At 43.7% G+C, this 17,840-nt stretch carries 15 protein-coding genes; 7 read left to right on the top strand and 8 right to left on the bottom strand.

The window, feature by feature from the left end; translation table 11 throughout:
* Nucleotides 1-55 precede the first annotated feature (55 nt).
* The 7 genes from ACEWB7_RS00850 to radA form a co-directional block, all read right to left on the bottom strand.
* Nucleotides 56-2,932: a putative bifunctional diguanylate cyclase/phosphodiesterase gene (locus ACEWB7_RS00850; protein WP_175967976.1), complete on the bottom strand. Its 2,877-nt coding sequence runs from the start codon at nucleotides 2,930-2,932 to the stop codon at nucleotides 56-58.
* A gap of 177 nt (nucleotides 2,933-3,109) precedes the next feature.
* Nucleotides 3,110-3,820, bottom strand: a complete 711-nt coding sequence (locus ACEWB7_RS00845) for a 16S rRNA (uracil(1498)-N(3))-methyltransferase (RefSeq protein ID WP_175967975.1) — start codon at nucleotides 3,818-3,820, stop codon at nucleotides 3,110-3,112.
* A 31-nt stretch (nucleotides 3,821-3,851) separates the two neighbouring features.
* Nucleotides 3,852-4,688 carry a methylenetetrahydrofolate reductase [NAD(P)H] gene (gene metF, locus ACEWB7_RS00840; RefSeq protein ID WP_175967974.1) on the bottom strand — a complete coding sequence of 279 codons (837 nt, stop codon included), beginning with the start codon at nucleotides 4,686-4,688 and terminating at the stop codon, nucleotides 3,852-3,854.
* Nucleotides 4,689-4,871: 183 nt separating this feature from the next.
* Nucleotides 4,872-6,254 carry an adenosylhomocysteinase gene (gene ahcY, locus ACEWB7_RS00835; RefSeq protein ID WP_208462074.1) on the bottom strand — a complete coding sequence of 461 codons (1,383 nt, stop codon included), beginning with the start codon at nucleotides 6,252-6,254 and terminating at the stop codon, nucleotides 4,872-4,874.
* 305 nt (nucleotides 6,255-6,559) lie between these two features.
* Complete coding sequence (locus ACEWB7_RS00830; RefSeq protein ID WP_175967972.1) at nucleotides 6,560-7,084, bottom strand: tetratricopeptide repeat protein; 525 nt, start codon at nucleotides 7,082-7,084, stop codon at nucleotides 6,560-6,562.
* 249 nt (nucleotides 7,085-7,333) lie between these two features.
* The gene (locus ACEWB7_RS00825) at nucleotides 7,334-8,338 is read right to left on the bottom strand and encodes a Tim44 domain-containing protein (RefSeq protein WP_125278459.1); all 1,005 of its coding nucleotides are present in this window, start codon (nucleotides 8,336-8,338) and stop codon (nucleotides 7,334-7,336) included.
* Nucleotides 8,339-8,455: 117 nt separating this feature from the next.
* A complete protein-coding gene (gene radA, locus ACEWB7_RS00820; RefSeq protein ID WP_175967970.1) occupies nucleotides 8,456-9,844 on the bottom strand; it encodes a DNA repair protein RadA in 1,389 nt (462 codons plus the stop codon).
* Between the two features lie 188 nt (nucleotides 9,845-10,032).
* Between radA and ACEWB7_RS00815 the strand changes: the two genes are divergently transcribed.
* On the top strand, nucleotides 10,033-10,455 hold the full coding sequence (locus tag ACEWB7_RS00815) for a hypothetical protein (protein ID WP_411580339.1): 423 nt from the start codon (nucleotides 10,033-10,035) through the stop codon (nucleotides 10,453-10,455).
* 73 nt (nucleotides 10,456-10,528) lie between these two features.
* Here the strand turns inward: ACEWB7_RS00815 and ACEWB7_RS00810 are convergent, their stop codons facing one another.
* Nucleotides 10,529-11,875 carry an alanine/glycine:cation symporter family protein gene (locus tag ACEWB7_RS00810; RefSeq protein ID WP_175967968.1) on the bottom strand — a complete coding sequence of 449 codons (1,347 nt, stop codon included), beginning with the start codon at nucleotides 11,873-11,875 and terminating at the stop codon, nucleotides 10,529-10,531.
* Between the two features lie 321 nt (nucleotides 11,876-12,196).
* Here ACEWB7_RS00810 and ACEWB7_RS00805 point away from each other — a divergent pair, with 321 nt between their 5' ends.
* From ACEWB7_RS00805 to xerA, 6 genes are all read left to right on the top strand, one after another.
* Nucleotides 12,197-13,600 carry an amino acid permease gene (locus ACEWB7_RS00805; protein ID WP_411580338.1) on the top strand — a complete coding sequence of 468 codons (1,404 nt, stop codon included), beginning with the start codon at nucleotides 12,197-12,199 and terminating at the stop codon, nucleotides 13,598-13,600.
* 131 nt (nucleotides 13,601-13,731) lie between these two features.
* Entirely contained in the window at nucleotides 13,732-13,965 is a 234-nt protein-coding gene (gene lptM, locus ACEWB7_RS00800; protein ID WP_005236736.1) for an LPS translocon maturation chaperone LptM, read from the top strand.
* Nucleotides 13,966-13,989: 24 nt separating this feature from the next.
* Entirely contained in the window at nucleotides 13,990-15,234 is a 1,245-nt protein-coding gene (gene lysA / locus ACEWB7_RS00795; protein ID WP_175967966.1) for a diaminopimelate decarboxylase, read from the top strand.
* A gap of 12 nt (nucleotides 15,235-15,246) precedes the next feature.
* The gene (gene dapF, locus ACEWB7_RS00790; protein ID WP_004784684.1) at nucleotides 15,247-16,092 is read left to right on the top strand and encodes a diaminopimelate epimerase; all 846 of its coding nucleotides are present in this window, start codon (nucleotides 15,247-15,249) and stop codon (nucleotides 16,090-16,092) included.
* Nucleotides 16,093-16,188: 96 nt separating this feature from the next.
* Nucleotides 16,189-16,806, top strand: a complete 618-nt coding sequence (locus ACEWB7_RS00785) for an alpha/beta fold hydrolase (protein WP_175967964.1) — start codon at nucleotides 16,189-16,191, stop codon at nucleotides 16,804-16,806.
* 29 nt (nucleotides 16,807-16,835) lie between these two features.
* Entirely contained in the window at nucleotides 16,836-17,726 is an 891-nt protein-coding gene (gene xerA, locus ACEWB7_RS00780) for a site-specific tyrosine recombinase/integron integrase (protein WP_262738081.1), read from the top strand.
* The last annotated feature ends 114 nt before the right edge of the window (nucleotides 17,727-17,840 follow it).

The raw sequence follows: 17,840 nt of genomic DNA, 5'->3' as shown, positions 1-17,840 counted from the left end.
AGCCCAGTCAAAGTCGACCATTTTTGCGACAATCTTATTCGAGGTAGATATAGACTTAGACTTGATATATATAAGTTTCAGCGACGCGATTCTGTTCTAAATATGCAGTTGCTTCCAGTTCAGGCAATGGTTTGGAGAAGAAGTAACCTTGGGCAATATCACAATCTAAATCACGTAGATATTGCAGCTGTTCTTCAGTTTCAATACCTTCAGCGACGACAGTCATGCCCATAGCTTTACCCATCGCGACCATGGCACTGACAATCGCTTCCTGTTTATGTTCGCCAATTTTAGAGACAAAACTGCGGTCAATTTTGAGAATGTCAATAGGAAAATCGGCAAGATAGGATAAAGAAGAATAACCAGTTCCGAAGTCATCTAGCGAGATATTAATCTGGCGCTGCTTGATCTGGTTCAGCAGATTTTTGACAGATTCAGAGTTTTCAATCAGTGAAGATTCAGTAATTTCCAGTTCCAGACTGGTGCCAGAAATCTGGTTTTCGGTAATGGCCTGATCCAGATCATCAAGTAACTGACCACGACGCAGTTGCTGCGCCACGATATTCACAGAGACACAGATATTATGAAAGCCAAGATCATTCCATTCACGAATCTGTTTAGCAGTTTGCTGAATCACCAAACGACCGATCTCGGAAATCAGGCTGGTCTGTTCCGCTAAAGGAATAAACAGGTCAGGTGGGATAATACCTTTCTCTGGATGTTTCCAGCGCACTAAAGCTTCAAAGCCATAAATGTGCTGGTCATTGAAATTAATTTTTGGTTGATAGTAGACTACCAGTTCACCATTCTGGATGGCTTTACGCAGATCGCGTTCAATGAAAATTCCTTGCTCTAGCAAAGCTGTATTTTCATTGGAGTAGAAATGGATAGTATTCCCGCCGAGATTTTTGGCTTCACTCAGCGCCTGTTCAGCACAGTTATTCAAATAATCTAGCTGACGGCCATGATCCGGATAGAAAGCCACGCCCATCGATAGGGTAATCACATAATCTTGTCCAAAAATATGGAAAGGAGCTTGGAAGGCTTCAGCAATTCGTTGACAGTGTTCCTGTACAGACGTGCGAATATGCGAGATTTCATACAGAATCGCAAAATCGTCACCATTTAGATGGGCCACAAACAGGGCTTCAGCATTGGTCAGACGTAAGCGTTGTGCCACCTGACGCAACAGCTCATCACCACCATTATTAGACAGGTATTCATTCAATGGACGGAAACGGTCGATATTGAGTCGGATCACCGCCATTTTCTTGATGGAATCTTTTTGTGTCATCAGATACTGATGCAACTGGTAGTTATAGTAAAAACGGTTTGGCAAATCAGTTAGCGTGTCATAATTTTCCAGATAAGACAGGCGCTGTTCCTGTAATTTACGCTCAGTCAGATCAGAAACAATGCCGATATAGTGGGTGATACGACCTTCATCATCAGTAATCGCATTGATATGTAACCAGAGTGGCATCTCTTTGCCAGACAGGAATTTTTCACTCAGTTCGCCATCAAAGGAACCGATTTTCACGACTTGCTTGATGATGTTGGAATGAATGCTGCGCTGCTGTGATTTATGACTCGCGGTGATATCAAATAGATATTTACCCAAGATGTCATTACGTTCAAAACCGGACAAATTTTCGAAATAAGGATTTACTTCGATATAACGTAATTCATCATTTAGGATGAAGATTCCTTCAGCCGCCTGCTCGATCACACTGGCTGCCAGTTTCAGGCGTTCTTGAGAACTACGTTCCTGCTGAATATCACGCAAAATTCCGACCATGCGTAAAGGGCGGTGAGTTTCAGGATCGCGACTGATCACCCGGCCTACATCATGTACCCAGCTCCAGACTCCCGGTGCTTGCTGAATCCGGTAAGTTACTTCATAGCGCTCAGTTTTCCCACGCAAATGCTGTTTCATATTGCTTTTGAACGCAGCCAGATCATCAGGATGAATCATATGCTGTAACTGTAAATGATGTTCGCTGGATTTCCGTTGTACTTTCTCATCTTTATGATTGGTCAGCAAAATACTGCGGTCTTTGATATTCCAGTCCCATGGACGAATGCCGGCAATTTCATGAGTCAGCTCAAGGTTTTGTTGCTGGTTTTTCAGATCAATATTAATCTGTTCAATATCATAGGTACGTTCACGAACTTTCTGTTCCAGTAGCTGGTTGCTGAGTTGTAGCTCCAGTTTAATATCTTTGGATTTATTGACTTCAGTTTGTAGCTGTTTGCATAGCTCATCAGTCCAGGCGACCTGCTGTTCGGCATTACTCACCAGCAATTCATTTTCTGCATAAAGGCGGGAAGTACGGGTATGAATACGATAGGTACTATTGGCACAGAGCAGGATCACAATGACTGCAAAATTTAGTGCCAGACCAAAGACCGGATTGGCACCCGAGATATGAAAAAACTGAAAGAGTAAAAAGGGTACCAATGAAGGTAAAAATACCAGTGAAAAGTAACTGAGCTTCTGGGTTAAATAAGTCAGACCAAAAGCTTGAGTCACGATTAATAGCAAAGCCGAAAGGGTGAGTGCTTCTATTTCATCAAAATTGATATTGGCCTGTGGTAGGTAATAATAAGTCAGAGAAATACCGGAAGCGATACAGCAACCTACCGCAAGGCTCTGAATCTGTAACCAGTAATGTGCATTTTTCAGTTGATATTGTTCAGGCTTAAAATACAAGGTATTGATGAGCCAGCACATACTAACGGTAATTTCAGTCAGGATAAACCAGAGATTAAAGTAACTATTCGATGAGCTATATTGAATGTGATAAACACAGAAAATATAGAGGCAAATAATCATGATACTTAACAGAAAATATCGGCTATGTCGAAGCGTGTTCGCAATCTGAGCACGATGCAAGTGCTCTTTGATATAAGCCTCTTGATTATCAATCATATAATTAAGTGCCTTGTATTCGTCCTGAACGGTTTTTATCCTAGATTTTAATTTTTATTCAAGCCTGAATGATTCTTAAATCCATCAATATATGTTTCATTATTATTGACTCAAGAGTAGAGTGCTTATAAATAAAAATCAATAAAATTAATAACCAAATTTTACAATTTTGATCGCTTAAATAGTGTAATTCAAAATTGCGAGAGCAACGACAGGAGCAGTTTCGGTACGCAGGACACGTTCACCAATACACCAATTGACAAAGCCTTGAGCATTCGCCGCTAGGATTTCTGCTTCACTCAAGCCGCCTTCAGGGCCAATCAGCAAAGTAATATCCGGCGTGGCATTCGCCAGTACATCAATTTCTTCTTTATTTGGCGCTAGCACTAGTTTGGTAGTAGGAAGATCGGTTTCCAGCCATTTTTCAAGTGACATTGGCGCTAAAATTTTAGGAACAATATTCATTCCACACTGTTCACAGGCGGCAATGGCTACACCTTGCCAGTGATCCAGTTTCTTTTGATCACGATCGTATTTCAGTCGCATCTCACAGCGTTCAGAGGTTAAAAGCTGAATTTCAGATACACCCAGTTCGACCGCTTTTTGAATCGCATAATCCATGCGGTCACCTTTACTCATGACTTGGCCAAGCAAGGCTTTAAATTTTGGTGTGCGATCAGTAGGGTTATAGCTATTGACCTGTACAGCAGCCGATTTTTTGGAAACTTCGACCAGTTCAACTTCATATTCACCACCTTGTCCATTAAACAGGGTGGCTTTTTCGCTGACTTGAGCACGTAAAACTTTAACCCAATGATGAAACACTGTTTCAGTCAGTTCTACAGTGGTATCTACTGCTAAATCAGCTTCAATAAAAAAACGCGGCATTAAAGTTTTACTCTCAAATCAGGTATTTTACTTATGCAAGACCGAGGTCTTTAACAAGTTGACGGGTTGGATCAGTGGTATTCATGGTATAGAAGTGCAAGCTTGGTGCACCGCCAGCAATCAGGCGTTCGCAGAATTTCACCACGACTTCATGACCAAAGGCTTTAATGCTTGCAGTGTCATCCCCATAAGTTGCCAGTTGCTTGCGAATCCAGCGTGGAATTTCTGCGCCTGTACCATCTGCGAAGCGAATCAGGTTGCTGGCATTGGTAATCGGCATAATACCCGGCGCAACCGGAATATCGATTCCAGCTTTTTGGATACGGTCTACAAAGTAGAAGTATGCATCTGGATTAAAGAAGAACTGGGTCAATGCAGCATTAGCGCCAGCATTTACTTTATCCGCAAAGTGCTGAATGTCTTTATCAAAGCTGTCTGCTTGTGGATGCATTTCAGGATAAGCGGCAACTTCAATATGGAAATGGTCACCTGAATGTTCACGGATAAAGCGAACCAGATCCTGTGCATAAGGCAATTCACCTAGGCCCACCTGACCAGATGGCAAGTCACCACGCAGCGCGACAATACGATCAATCCCTTGAGATTTATACAAATCAAGCAATTCAGCAATACGCGCTTTATCATCGCCGATACAAGACAGGTGAGGAGCAACAGGTGTGCCTTTACCGTTAAAATCATTGATCGTAGATAAAGTGCGTTCGCGTGTTGAACCACCCGCGCCATACGTCACAGAAAAGAATTCTGGATTCAGCAGTTGTAGTTCTTGATGTACGGTTTTAAGTTTTTCTGCACCCGCATCGGTTTTGGTCGGGAAAAACTCAAAAGAAATTGGAATCTGTTTAAACATGTTCAAATCCTTTTTATAAATACTTATATTTTATAGATTACCCTCATCCTAACCTTCTCCCAGAGGGAGAAGGGACTACCATTGTGATAGTTAAAGTCTTTAAGATTTACCCTATAACAATTTTCACAATGGAAATCTCCCTCTCCTTATAGGAGAGGGCCGGGGTGAGGTGGAAATCAAAAATTAGTATTTATAAGCATCAGACTTGAATGGACCTTCAACAGGTACGCCTAGGTAATCTGCCTGTTCTGGAGTCAATTGAGTCAGCACACCACCGAAACCGGCAACCATTGCAGCAGCAACTTCTTCGTCCAATTTCTTAGGAAGTAGTTCTACACGAATCGCTGCTTGTTTTTGGTCTTCTGGAAGATCCGCAAATTTTTCAGCGAACAGGTGCATTTGACCTAGAACCTGGTTTGCAAAAGAACCGTCCATCACACGTGATGGGTGACCAGTTGCGTTACCCAGGTTCACCAGACGACCTTCAGAAAGCAGGATCAGGTAATCGTTTTCATTTTCTGAACGATATACTTGGTGTACTTGAGGTTTCACTTCAACCCATTTGTAACCACGTAAGTAGTTAGTATCGATTTCAGTGTCGAAGTGACCAATGTTACAAACCACTGCGCCAGCTTTCAGTGTATCTAGCATCGCAGCGTCACATACGTGGTAGTTACCAGTTGTAGTCACGATCAGGTCGGTATTTTGAAGAAGATCAACATTTATATCTTCTTTTTTGCCAGTTTGAACGCCGTTTTTGTATGGAGAAACCACTTCATAACCGTCCATGCATGCTTGCATCGCACAGATTGGATCGATTTCAGATACACGTACGATCATACCCTCTTGACGAAGAGACTGAGCAGAACCTTTACCTACGTCACCATAGCCGATCACTAATGCACGACGGCCAGAAAGCAGCATGTCAGTTGCACGTTTGATCGCATCATTTAGAGAGTGACGGCAACCGTATTTATTGTCGTTTTTAGACTTGGTTACTGAATCGTTGACGTTGATCGCAGGAACTTTCAGAGAGCCGTCTTTCCACATTTCTAGAAGACGTGCTACACCTGTAGTTGTTTCTTCAGTAATACCGTGGATTTTTGCAATCAGTTCAGGATATTTTTCGTGAACAACAGCAGTTAAGTCACCACCATCATCCAGAATCATGTTGGCATCCCAAGGTTTGCCGTTCACATTGATCTGTTGCTCAAGACACCACATGTATTCTTCTTCTGTTTCGCCTTTCCATGCAAATACAGGAATACCACGAGCAGCGATTGCAGCAGCAGCGTGGTCTTGAGTAGAGAAAATGTTACAAGAAGTCCAACGAACTTCAGCGCCTAATTCAACTAGAGTTTCAATTAAAACCGCAGTTTGAATAGTCATGTGGATACAGCCAAGAATTTTGGCACCAGCAAGTGGTTTAGCAGCTGAGTAGCGTTTACGCAGACCCATTAGGGCTGGCATTTCAGCTTCTGCAAGTTTGATTTCTTTACGACCGTAGTCAGCTAGGGAAATATCAGCAACTTTATAATCTGTAAATGAAGCATTAACCGCGTTCATCACGATCTCCTTATAAAAAACAATAATTGATCATTCAGTTCGCGGATGCCGTTGTTGGTCTGTCTAGAAAAAGTTGGACCGATCGTCGAGCCTGGCGCTTTTACATTTCGTACCTGTAAAACGTCGCAGCATCCCTCGACTAGCGGGGTATTGTACTTGGAAATTAATTTGGTTCCAATCCGAAATTGTTTAATATCTGACTAATAAGAAAATTTTGAAAATATTTTGAGAAATAACCTGGTATTTGAAAACTGAAATAAAGTTTTATTCTCGTAAAAAAGCCCATCATCTAATGGGCTTGTTATTTATTCTATGTCCTGCTCAATTTCATCTGCTTTCTTAGTCCAGTAATCTGCCTGTATGTCATCAACGACCACACCAAGACCATTGGCATAAATAAAGGCAAGATCACGCATGGCTTGAACTTCGCCCCATTCAGCTGCTTGCTTTACAAGAGCAATGGATTTTTCGATATCTTTTTCGACCACATCACCACGTCGGTAAAAGCCAGCCAGCTCCAAAGTTGCTGCAGAGTGTTTTTCGAAATTGGCTTTGCTCAACCAGTAATAGGCTAACTCAAAGTGAGCTTTAGAATCTTCTAGGTCTTCCTCAGCAATCTCTTTGGCATAAACCGTATAACCCTCACCGAGCCAGTACATGGCTTCAACCCAGCCACCATTGGCTGCTTTCAATGCCCACTCTTCGGCCAGCATGATGTCTTCGTCATGCTCGCTCTGCATATATAGTTCGGCAAGCTCAAATTGGGCTTCAGCATTGCCTGCCAGTGCGCGGTTTGCCAGCGTGGCAGGGGGAGAAACACGCTCAGTCATGTCAGTATCTCAAATATCTTTGTATCTAGATTAAAAGGTTCAAAATAAAAAAGCCAATCTGAAAACTGGCTTTTGTATAAAAGTCGACTGATAGCGCTTAAAACACACAAACTAAGCTATTTGTTTAGAGGAATAACAATAAAATGAATAGAAAAAGAACAAGAATAAATTTAAATAATTTTCAATGATTCAGAAAGCAAAACAGCGGCCTGAAAGCCGCTGTTGATATACGATTAATGAGATAAAAACTTAGTCTTGCTGGATTCCTGCAACCACCCAATCTTGCTGAGAGCCGGCAGGCTTGACAAAGTGCCAGATTTCAGCAAACGGTTGAGGTTGGCTATTCAGGTCTTCACTTACAGTACCAGTGAAGCGTACGCTTACTACGTATTGACCATTCTCAGTTGATGAATCCACAACCATTGCATTCAGGTTAGAGAACTCAGCTACGTCCTGATCCTGATTTGCCATAATATCGTTATACATTGACTGGTAAAGATCAGGGGTCAGGTAACGTTTAATTTCTGAAATGTTGCTCGCCGTATTCATTGACTGAATGTGGTTGAAACGTTGACGTGCCACACGTAAGAAAGTCGCAGGTTCTGTACCATCTGGAAGCTGGTTGCCGCTATTGGTATAGGCTGCACCAAATGGCGCGTTATTTACCGGAGCTGAACCAAACGGAGCATTTGTGCTTGGCGTGCTACCACCTACGTTCTGACCAAAAATATTGGTGTTGTCACCACCGCGAGGAGGTGTCTGACCAAATGGTGCTGAATGACCAGCACCACTATTTGGAGCGTATGGATTAGAAGCTACTTTTTTTTTTGCGCCCATCTTACGGAAAATGAAGAAGGCAACAGCGGCAGCAAGTAAAATCCAGATCCAGCCAGGAATACCACCTTTTTCCTCTTGTTGCTGTTGAGCTGCTTGAGCTTCAGAAGCCGCTTGTACTTCTTTGTCATCAGCCAGCGCATTGGCAGCAACTGCACCCACGGCAGCACCGGCTACACCGGCAGCAACCATACTACCTACGCCTGGGCCAGATCTTTGCTGAGTTGCAGCACCAGCGGCTGGAGCCTGTTGTGCTGGCGCAGCTTGACGAGGTTGTTGATAAGATTGAGTAGGCGCAGCAGAACGTTGCATACCATGGCTTTTACCGCCACCGGCACGTTTTGCTTCAGCAGTTAAAGGAGCAACCAGTAATGCTGCTGTTAAAAGACCTGCAATCAAACCACGCTGTCGAACTTCCATTCAATTTTCCTATGTGAAAAAAACTTATTTGAATACTCTATTTATATAGGCTTTATAGGGGATTTCAATCAAAAATGTGTATTTTTTTAGGCTTTTCGCAAGATTTATCGATTAAAACTAATTGAGTTCGTCACTTAGGCTCATGGCTTCACTCAAAGCCTCATGCAATCGGGCTACAGCAATGACCTGCACGCCGGGAATTGGTTTTTGCGGTGCATTGGCACGCGGCAAAATAATATATTTAAAACCGTGTTTTACTGCCTCTTTCAGACGTTCCTGACCATTCGGGACCGGACGAATTTCGCCAGAAAGACCAACTTCACCAAAAACAGCCAGTTGCTGAGGCAGCGCTTTGGTCCGGATACTGGAGGCACAGGCTAAAAGTACAGCCAGGTCAGAACCGGTCTCAGTAATCTTTAAGCCACCGACGATATTGACATAGACATCCTGACCAGAAGTTTGTACGCCACCATGACGATGCATTACGGCCAGCAGCATATTCAGACGGTTTTGTTCTAGACCCAAAGCTACACGGCGTGGCTGGCCGTGGGCATCATCGACCAACGCCTGAACTTCAACCAGGAGTGGACGAGTCCCTTCGCGGCTAATCATGACGATGGAGCCTGGAATCGCTTCATCATAACGACTGAGGAAAATAGCAGATGGATTGGCCACTTCACGCAGACCTTTATCGGTCATGCCAAAGACGCCAAGTTCATTGACTGCACCGAAACGGTTTTTGACTGCGCGGATCATACGATAACGTGAATCCGACTGGCCTTCAAAATACAGCACACAGTCCACCATATGTTCCAGTACACGTGGACCTGCTAAGGCACCTTCTTTAGTCACATGACCGACAATAAACAGAGCAGTGCCGCTATTTTTGGCGAAACGGGTCAATAGGGCGGCAGACTCACGGATCTGTGATACACCACCTGGCGCAGACTGCAAGGTTTCGGTATATAAAGTCTGAATCGAGTCCAGAATCGCAACAGCAGGACGTTCCTGTGCAAGCACCTCGCAAATGCGTTCCACACAGGTTTCTGCCATGACTTTCAGCTGGTCGGTTGGCAAGTCCAGACGCTGGGCGCGTAATGCCACCTGAGACAGAGATTCTTCACCTGTGACATACAGGGCTGAGCTATTACCCGCTGCCATGTGAGTTGCGGTTTGCAATAAGATAGTTGACTTACCAATCCCCGGGTCACCACCAATCAGCACCACAGAACCTGTGACCAGACCACCGCCTAAGACTCGGTCAAACTCACCAATCCCTGTTTGCAACCGGGTTTCATGTGAAACGGAGACTTTATTTAAAGTGGTAATCGCAGCTGCCTGGCCGGCATAGCCCCCAATTTTTGGCTGAGCACGATGTGTCGTTGCTGGCATAATACTGACTTCTACCAGACTGTTCCATTCTCCACATTCAGAACACTGACCCGCCCATTTGGGATGGTCTGCTCCACATTGTTCACAACGGTACACACTTTTTACTTTAGCCATAATTTCCGAAAATAAATATTGGGAATGGGGGCTACAGCATAGCGGTGAATGAGACTGAAAACCAAGACCTTTAGCTGAAAAAGTCAGTGATTTACGTCAGCATATGACGCATATGAATTTACCTTTCTACATGAAAGTGAAATACCTTCTATAATGAGAAAATTCATCGCGGGTACAGGAAACCTGACATGCCACAACTTTTAAAACATATCGATGCGATTGCACGTGAAAAAGACCGTGATGTATTATTTGTACATTTTGAAAATTACGATCATGAAAATGCAGATGCCGAGTCCTATCATTTACGTCAGAACCTGATGGAATGGCTGAAGCAACGCCAAATTAACTTTGCACCCTGTATGGGCATAGAACAGCCTGGTGTGATTGAAAGTTATTCAGGTGATCTTTATATCGATGTACCATTTGATGAAGCTCATCCGATTTACCAAATGGTCAGTGAGCATCTGGAAGATGCCGAAGAGGAAATGAAGATTCCGGGAGTGCTGTTCTTTGTATTGTCTTTAGAAACAGCGCTTGAGATTGAAGCAGACCGTGAGGAATTTCTGAGTCTAAATCATGATGAGGATGAATTTTCTGGACGTTTAAACTGATTCTGTCTAGAAGTTTAAGGCCATAAAAAAGCCACTTTTACAGTGGCTTTTTTCTTTAGGGCTTTAGATTAAATTAATAAAGCTCACCAGACTTGCGTCGGGCAATAAAGTCTTTCGATTCTTTGGCAATCACACCTGAAAGCAATAACAAGCCGATCAAGTTTGGAATCGCCATCAAACCGTTGAAGGTATCGGCAAACAGCCAGACCAGATCCAGTGTCGCGACACAGCCAATAAATACTGACAGGATATAGATGATGCGATAAGGGAATACAAATTTCTCACCGAGCAAATAGGTTGCACATTTTTCGCCGTAGTAGCTCCAGCCCAGAATAGTGGAGTAGGCAAAGAAGATAATACCGAAAGTCACGACCCATCCACCAACACCTGGTAGCAATTTGTCGAATACCCCGATAGTCAATACTGCACCAGTCTGACCACCAAAGTCATTGCCGGCCATGATGAAGCCCATTACCAGGACAATACCGGTAATCGAACAAACAATAATCGTGTCAATAAAAGTACCGGTCATAGACACCAGACCCTGACGAGCAGGGTGATCTGTTTTAGCCGCAGCAGCGGCAATCGGTGCAGAGCCCATACCAGCTTCATTTGAGAATACACCACGTGCCACACCGTAACGGATCGCGGCACCAATTGCACCACCAACCGCTGCTTCACCAGTAAAGGCATAGGTGAAGATCATTTTCAGTGCAGGACCCACTAAATCCAGATGGGTGAAAATAATGATCAGACCGCCCGCTACATAGCCAATCGCCATGATCGGTACGATGAAAGAGGCAGCCCTAGAAATCCACTTAATCCCGCCCAGAATTACTAGTGCAGAAAACGCAGTAATCACGATACCTGTAACCCAGGTTTCTAGACCAAAACCATTTTCTACCGCGAGTGCAACGGTGTTGGACTGAACTGAACTACCAATTCCGAAAGACGCCACAGCACCAAAGAACGCAAAGATTAGTGCCAGCCATTTCCATTTCAGGCCACGCTCAATGTAATACATTGGACCGCCAGACATTTCACCGCGTTCATTTTTAACCCGGTATTTGACGGCCAGTACACCTTCGCCATATTTGGTTGCCATTCCGAACAGGGCAGTCATCCACATCCAGAACACGGCCCCTGGGCCGCCCAGTACACAAGCGGTTGCCACACCGGCAATATTACCGGTACCGATGGTAGCTGACAGTGCGGTCATGAGTGAGCCAAATTGGGAAATATCGCCTTCATGCGAAGGGTGTTTGCCAAAAACCTGTTTAAAGGCCAGTGGTAACATGCGGAACTGCCAGAACAGCAGGCGGAAGGTCAGGAATATACCGGTCCCGACAATGAGGACCAGCATATAAGGGCCCCAGACCCAGCCACTGACGGTTTCCATGATACTTTGTAAATTTTGCATAAATTTCTTCTTATTTATCCGTGTCAGCTTTATTTGAGATGTTGATTGAAAAGCAATTGCTATGCCATGCGCGCTCATCCTAAACGCGAATATTGGCGGATTTGTATTCTATTTTTTACATAGTTTCAGCGCTTTGACAAGAAAAATCCTGTATTCATTGCGCCTTAAAACCAAGACTAAAGATAAATGAATATTGATATAAGAAAAATAAATTAACTTGCAAGATTAGTTGGAAAATACAAATGATGCGAATTTTCTTTTTGTATTCCAGGTTTTTTACGTTAATTTGTCGCGATTAAAACTCAAAGTTGAAATGAAATAATGTCAGAAAAATATAGTCACTCATCATCGGAAGATGGTGAGCTACAGCGTAGTTTGTCCAACCGGCACCTGCAGTTAATTGCCATTGGGGGTGCGATTGGCACCGGCCTGTTTATGGGTTCAGGGAAAACCATTAGCCTGGCAGGACCATCTATTCTGGTGATTTATTTGATCATCGGTTTTATGGTGTTTCTGGTCATGCGCGCGTTGGGTGAATTATTATTATCCAATCTGCAATATAAATCTTTTATCGATTTTGCCACCGATCTGATCGGGCCATGGGCAGGTTATTTTGTCGGCTGGACGTACTGGTTATGCTGGATCACGATTGGTATCGCGGATTTGTCTGCCATTATCTATTACTTGCAATTCTTCAATAACGGCCTGCCATTTACTCCGGGCGAAGGCGTACTGATCAGTATTGCCTCTATTGTCTTCATTATGGGCTTGAACCTGGCAACCGTGAAACTGTTTGGTGAAATGGAATTCTGGTTTGCTTTGATCAAGATTATCGCCATTATTGTACTGATCGCTGTAGGTTTATGGATGATCTTTACTGGTTTTACTAGTGATGCAGGTACGGTCGCTTCATTTGCCCATATCTGGGATCATGGCGGTTTGTTCCCGACTGGGACTATGGGCTTCCTAGCCGGTTTCCAAATTGCGATTTTTGCCTTTGTGGGTGTAGAGCTGGTTGGTACTACGGCTGCTGAAACCAAAGATCCAGAGCGTAACCTGCCTAAAGCGGTGAACTCGATTCCGATCCGTATCATTATTTTCTATGTGCTGGCTTTGATCATTGTGATGTCAGTGACACCATGGGATCAGATCAATCCAAATGTTTCTCCGTTCGTGAATCTGTTTAGTCAGGCAGGTATTGCGGCGGCTGCAATCATCATGAACCTGGTGGTGCTGTCATCAGTAATGTCATCAATGAACAGTGGGGTGTTCTCGACCAGTCGTATGCTGTTCGGTTTATCTCGTGAAGAACAGGCACCTAAAGCCTTTGGTCGTTTGAATTCGCGCGCCGTTCCAGCGAATGCTTTGTATTTCTCTGCGATTTGTTTATTGCTCGGTGCAGCATTACAATACTTCGTGCCGAATACGGTTGAAGCATTTACCTTAGCAACGACTCTATCGACCATTCTGTTTATCTGTGTATGGCTGATCATTATCTGGAGCTACATGATCTATTACCGTACTCGTCCAGAATTGCATGCTAAATCCATATTCAAGCTGCCTGGTGGATTGGTGACTTGCTGGATCGTGATTATTTTCTTTGTCGGCATGATTGGTGTGTTATCGTTGGAAGATGATACCCGTCGTGCCTTGATGGTCAGCCCGGTCTGGTTCATTTTACTGATTATTGGATATTTAGGCTTCTATAAACAGAAACATAAATAATCCATATCAATAAAAACGTCAGCGATCTGCTGGCGTTTTTTTATGTCTGAATATACTCTCTAGCGTTTAGCGCTTTGGTCATGCGGATGATCGCGTTATACTTCATCGAAAATACTCATATAGGTGGTCAGATGCGTCAGGTCATTTGCTACATCAGTTTAATTACAGTCGGTTTTGCCTTGGTCGGTTGTGGTCAGTCGGGAGCTTTACATCTTCCAAATGATCCAAACTACGATAAACGTGCCAAGTATTTACTCTATAAAAATACTGAATCTGCACCGCAAGTATCAGATGAACAACAGGATGCGCCGGTCAAACAGCAGTTTGAAGCACCCGCTGAATCCGATTCAACACCATCTCCTTAAGACTTTCAGAGAAAGGATACATTCATGAGTTTCACCCGCATTAATGGGGTATTGCATGCTGAGCAATGTTCACTGCAACAGCTCGCAGAGCAATTTGGCACACCACTTTATGTTTATTCAAAAGCAACTTTTGAAAAGCATTATCTGGATATGGACCGTGCTTTTAGCTTTATCGATCATCAAATCTGTTTTGCGGTAAAGTCAAACTCTAATCTTGCGGTATTGAATGTATTGGCCAAGCAGGGTGCTGGTTTCGATATCGTGACTGGCGGTGAACTGGCTCGTGTATTGAAAGCCGGTGGTGAACCTTCAAAAATCGTATTCTCAGGTCTGGGTAAATCAGAAGCAGATATTAAAAAGGCATTGGAAGTAGGCATCGCCTGTTTTAATGTCGAGTCATATGCCGAACTGGACCGTATTCAGAAAGTAGCGGCTGAACTTAATGTTAAAGCGCCAATTTCACTACGTGTGAATCCGGATGTCGATGCCAAAACCCATCCATATATTTCAACAGGCTTAAAAGAAAACAAATTTGGTATTCCATCAGATAGCGTATTTGAAACTTATCAATATGCAGCGTCATTGCCAAATCTTGAAGTTGTAGGTATTGACTGCCATATTGGTTCACAGTTGACTGAAACCCAGCCTTTTGTTGATGCGCTGGAGCGTGTCATTGTCATGATCGATAAGCTGAAAGACATGGGAATTAACTTGAAACACATCGATATCGGTGGTGGTCTGGGTGTGACATATAAAGATGAAACACCGCCATCGGTTGAAGAATATGCCAATGCCATGCGTCCTGCTTTAGAAAAACTGGGTCTGAAAGTTTATATGGAGCCGGGTCGTAGTATCTCTGCCAATGCAGGCGTGTTACTGACCAAAGTGGATTTACTGAAACCAACCAATCACCGTAACTTTGCCATCATTGATGCCGCGATGAATGACCTGATTCGTCCAGCTTTATATGAAGCATGGATGGATATTCAATCCGTGACACCGCGTACGGATATGGAAACAAAAGAATGGGATGTGGTGGGCGCAATCTGTGAAACTGGCGATTTTCTGGGTAAGGAACGTGAGCTTGCCATTAAAGAAAATGATGTGCTGGCAGTACTGGGAGCTGGTGCATATGGTTTCGTAATGAGTTCAAACTATAACAGTCGTGGCCGTGCTGCTGAAGTGATGGTCAATGGTGATCAGGCGCATCTGATTCGTGAGCGTGAAACGGTTGAATCACTTTGGGAACGTGAGCGTTTATTGCCTTAAGGAGACTGAGTAATGTTGCTTGAATTTACCAAGATGCATGGCCTGGGCAATGATTTTATGGTGGTAGACCTGATTAGCCAGCGTGCTTATCTGGATACTCTCACTATTCAGCGCTTGGCAAATCGTAACTTTGGTGTGGGTTTTGACCAGCTCTTGATTGTTGAACCGCCTGATATTCCAAGTGCAGATTTTAAATACCGTATTTTTAATGCGGATGGTTCTGAGGTTGAGCAGTGCGGCAATGGTGTACGCTGTTTTGCCCGTTTCGTGCATGAGCGTCAATTGACCACTAAAACCAAAATCAAGGTACAGACCAAAGCTGGAATCGTGGAACCTGAACTCGGTGCCAATGGCTGGGTGCGAGTGAATATGGGTTATCCAAAATTCCTGCCTCAGGAAATTCCATTTGTGGCAGAAGAACCGGAAAATCTGTATGACATCGATCTGGCGGGTGGAGAAAAGCTGACAATTGATGTGGTCAATATGGGTAATCCACATGCAGTGACGATTGTTCCGGATGTATTGACTGCCGATGTGGCTAAGATTGGTCCACAGGTGGAATCCCATGTGCGTTTCCCGGCACGCGTTAATGCTGGATTTATGCAGATCATTGATGAAAAGCATGCCCGTTTGCGTGTTTATGAGCGTGGTGTAGGCGAAACACTAGCTTGTGGTACAGGTGCCTGTGCTGCAGCAGTGTCTGGTATGCGCCGTGGTTTGTTATCTAGCAAGGTCGAAATTGAACTTGCGGGTGGTAAATTGCAGATTGAATGGAAAGAAGGTGATGTGGTCTGGATGACAGGTCCAACCGCCAATGTTTATGAAGGTCGACTGGACTTGCGCTACTTCCAAGGTTAATCCCAACATTTATTTCTCTAAAAAGCACCGCACATAGTACGGTGCTTTTTTTATGATAGGATAAATTCCATATTTAATTAATATCACAACAGCCTTATGAATCAGCTTGTGTTTTTACCGGGTGCATCAGGCAGCCAAGGCTTTTGGCAGCCCTTGTTGGCTCATTTAAAAACAGATCAATCTACAAAAATATTGGCATATCCGGGCTTCGATGGGGTAGAACCAGATTCGACTATTCAAAATCTTCATGATCTGCAGGAATTCATCACAAGGCAGATTGAAGATGATTCAATTCTGGTTGCTCAATCTATGGGGGGAGTATTGGCAGTTGCAATTGCACTGCATCATCCACAGAAAGTCAAAGGACTGGTTTTATTGGCAACTTCAGGTGGTCTGGATCTATCCCAGTTCGGTTGTGGTGACTGGCGGATAGATTATCGCGAGCAGTTTAAAGATGTTCCTGACTGGTTTTTACAAGATCAAACCATATTTAGCCTGAAACAGTTAAGCAATCTTGAGATTCCTGTTCTACTGATCTGGGGTGATCAAGACACTTTAAGCACCGTTCAGGTGGGGCAATGCTTAAAGCAAAATTTTAAACATGCAAACCTGCATGTAATTCAAGGCGGGGATCATTTCTTTGCGGCGACTCATCCAGTACAGACCGCAGAACTGATTGAAGCCTGGCTGGAGCCAATTGAATGGAGCAAGTAATAAACCTTTCTGCAAAAGACTTGCTCGAAATCTGGCTCAAAGAACGTGAGATCCAGAACCAGTCTAAACATACCTTACAGGCCTATGAACGTGATGTGGCTGATTTTCTGGAATTCTGCACCATACAACAATTGGCGCTCAATGATGTGGAAGCCACAGATTTACGTCAATTTCTGGCTGAAAAAGTCGAGCAGCACGGATTAAGTTCGAGTAGCTTGCAGCGGATGCTTTCTTCGATTCGCCAGTTCATGAAATGGGCAGAGCAGGCGCAGTATCTGGCATTTAATCCGGCTGATGATTTTCAGTTGAAACGTCAGTCACGTCCTTTACCGGGTATGGTCGATATTGAAACTGTGAACCAGATTCTGGACCAGCCTGCTCCAGAAACCGAAGCGCAGCAACAAATGTGGTTGAGAGATAAAGCAATTCTGGAATTACTCTATTCCAGTGGTTTACGTTTGGCAGAAATTCAGAGCTTAAGAATCAAGGATGTTGATTTTAATCGTCAGCTCCTCCGTATTACCGGTAAAGGCAATAAAACCCGGGTGGTGCCTTTTGGTTCAAAAGCCAAAGATAGTCTGATGGAATGGCTAAAAATTTATCCGCTCTGGAATGGTGATTTTGTACCTGACGCGAATGTATTTATCACCCAAAAAGGCAATCCGCTCGGTGCACGGCAAATTGAAAACCGGGTCAAGTTTCAGGCACAGCGTGCAGGGGTTAATGTTGACCTGCATCCGCATTTGTTACGGCATTGTTTTGCCAGCCATATGCTGTCGAATAGTGGTGATCTTCGTGCCGTTCAGGAAATGTTGGGGCATAGCAATTTGAGTACTACACAAATTTATACTCATATTGATTTTGATCGACTTGCGCAGATTTATGATCAGGCGCATCCGCGGGCACAGCATAAAGAATAGAAAAAATTTAAAGTTTTCTTCCGCTTGTCGGATGATTAGGATTCATGGCATAAAACTTTCATGTATCATGCTTAAAATATGACCTGAACAGAATGTTTGAAAGATATTTCACTA

It is taken from the genome of Acinetobacter sp. NIOH-H-8 (genome assembly GCF_046635365.1).
GTDB lineage: Bacteria > Pseudomonadota > Gammaproteobacteria > Pseudomonadales > Moraxellaceae > Acinetobacter.
This window is presented reverse-complemented; position numbering and strand designations above follow the sequence as displayed.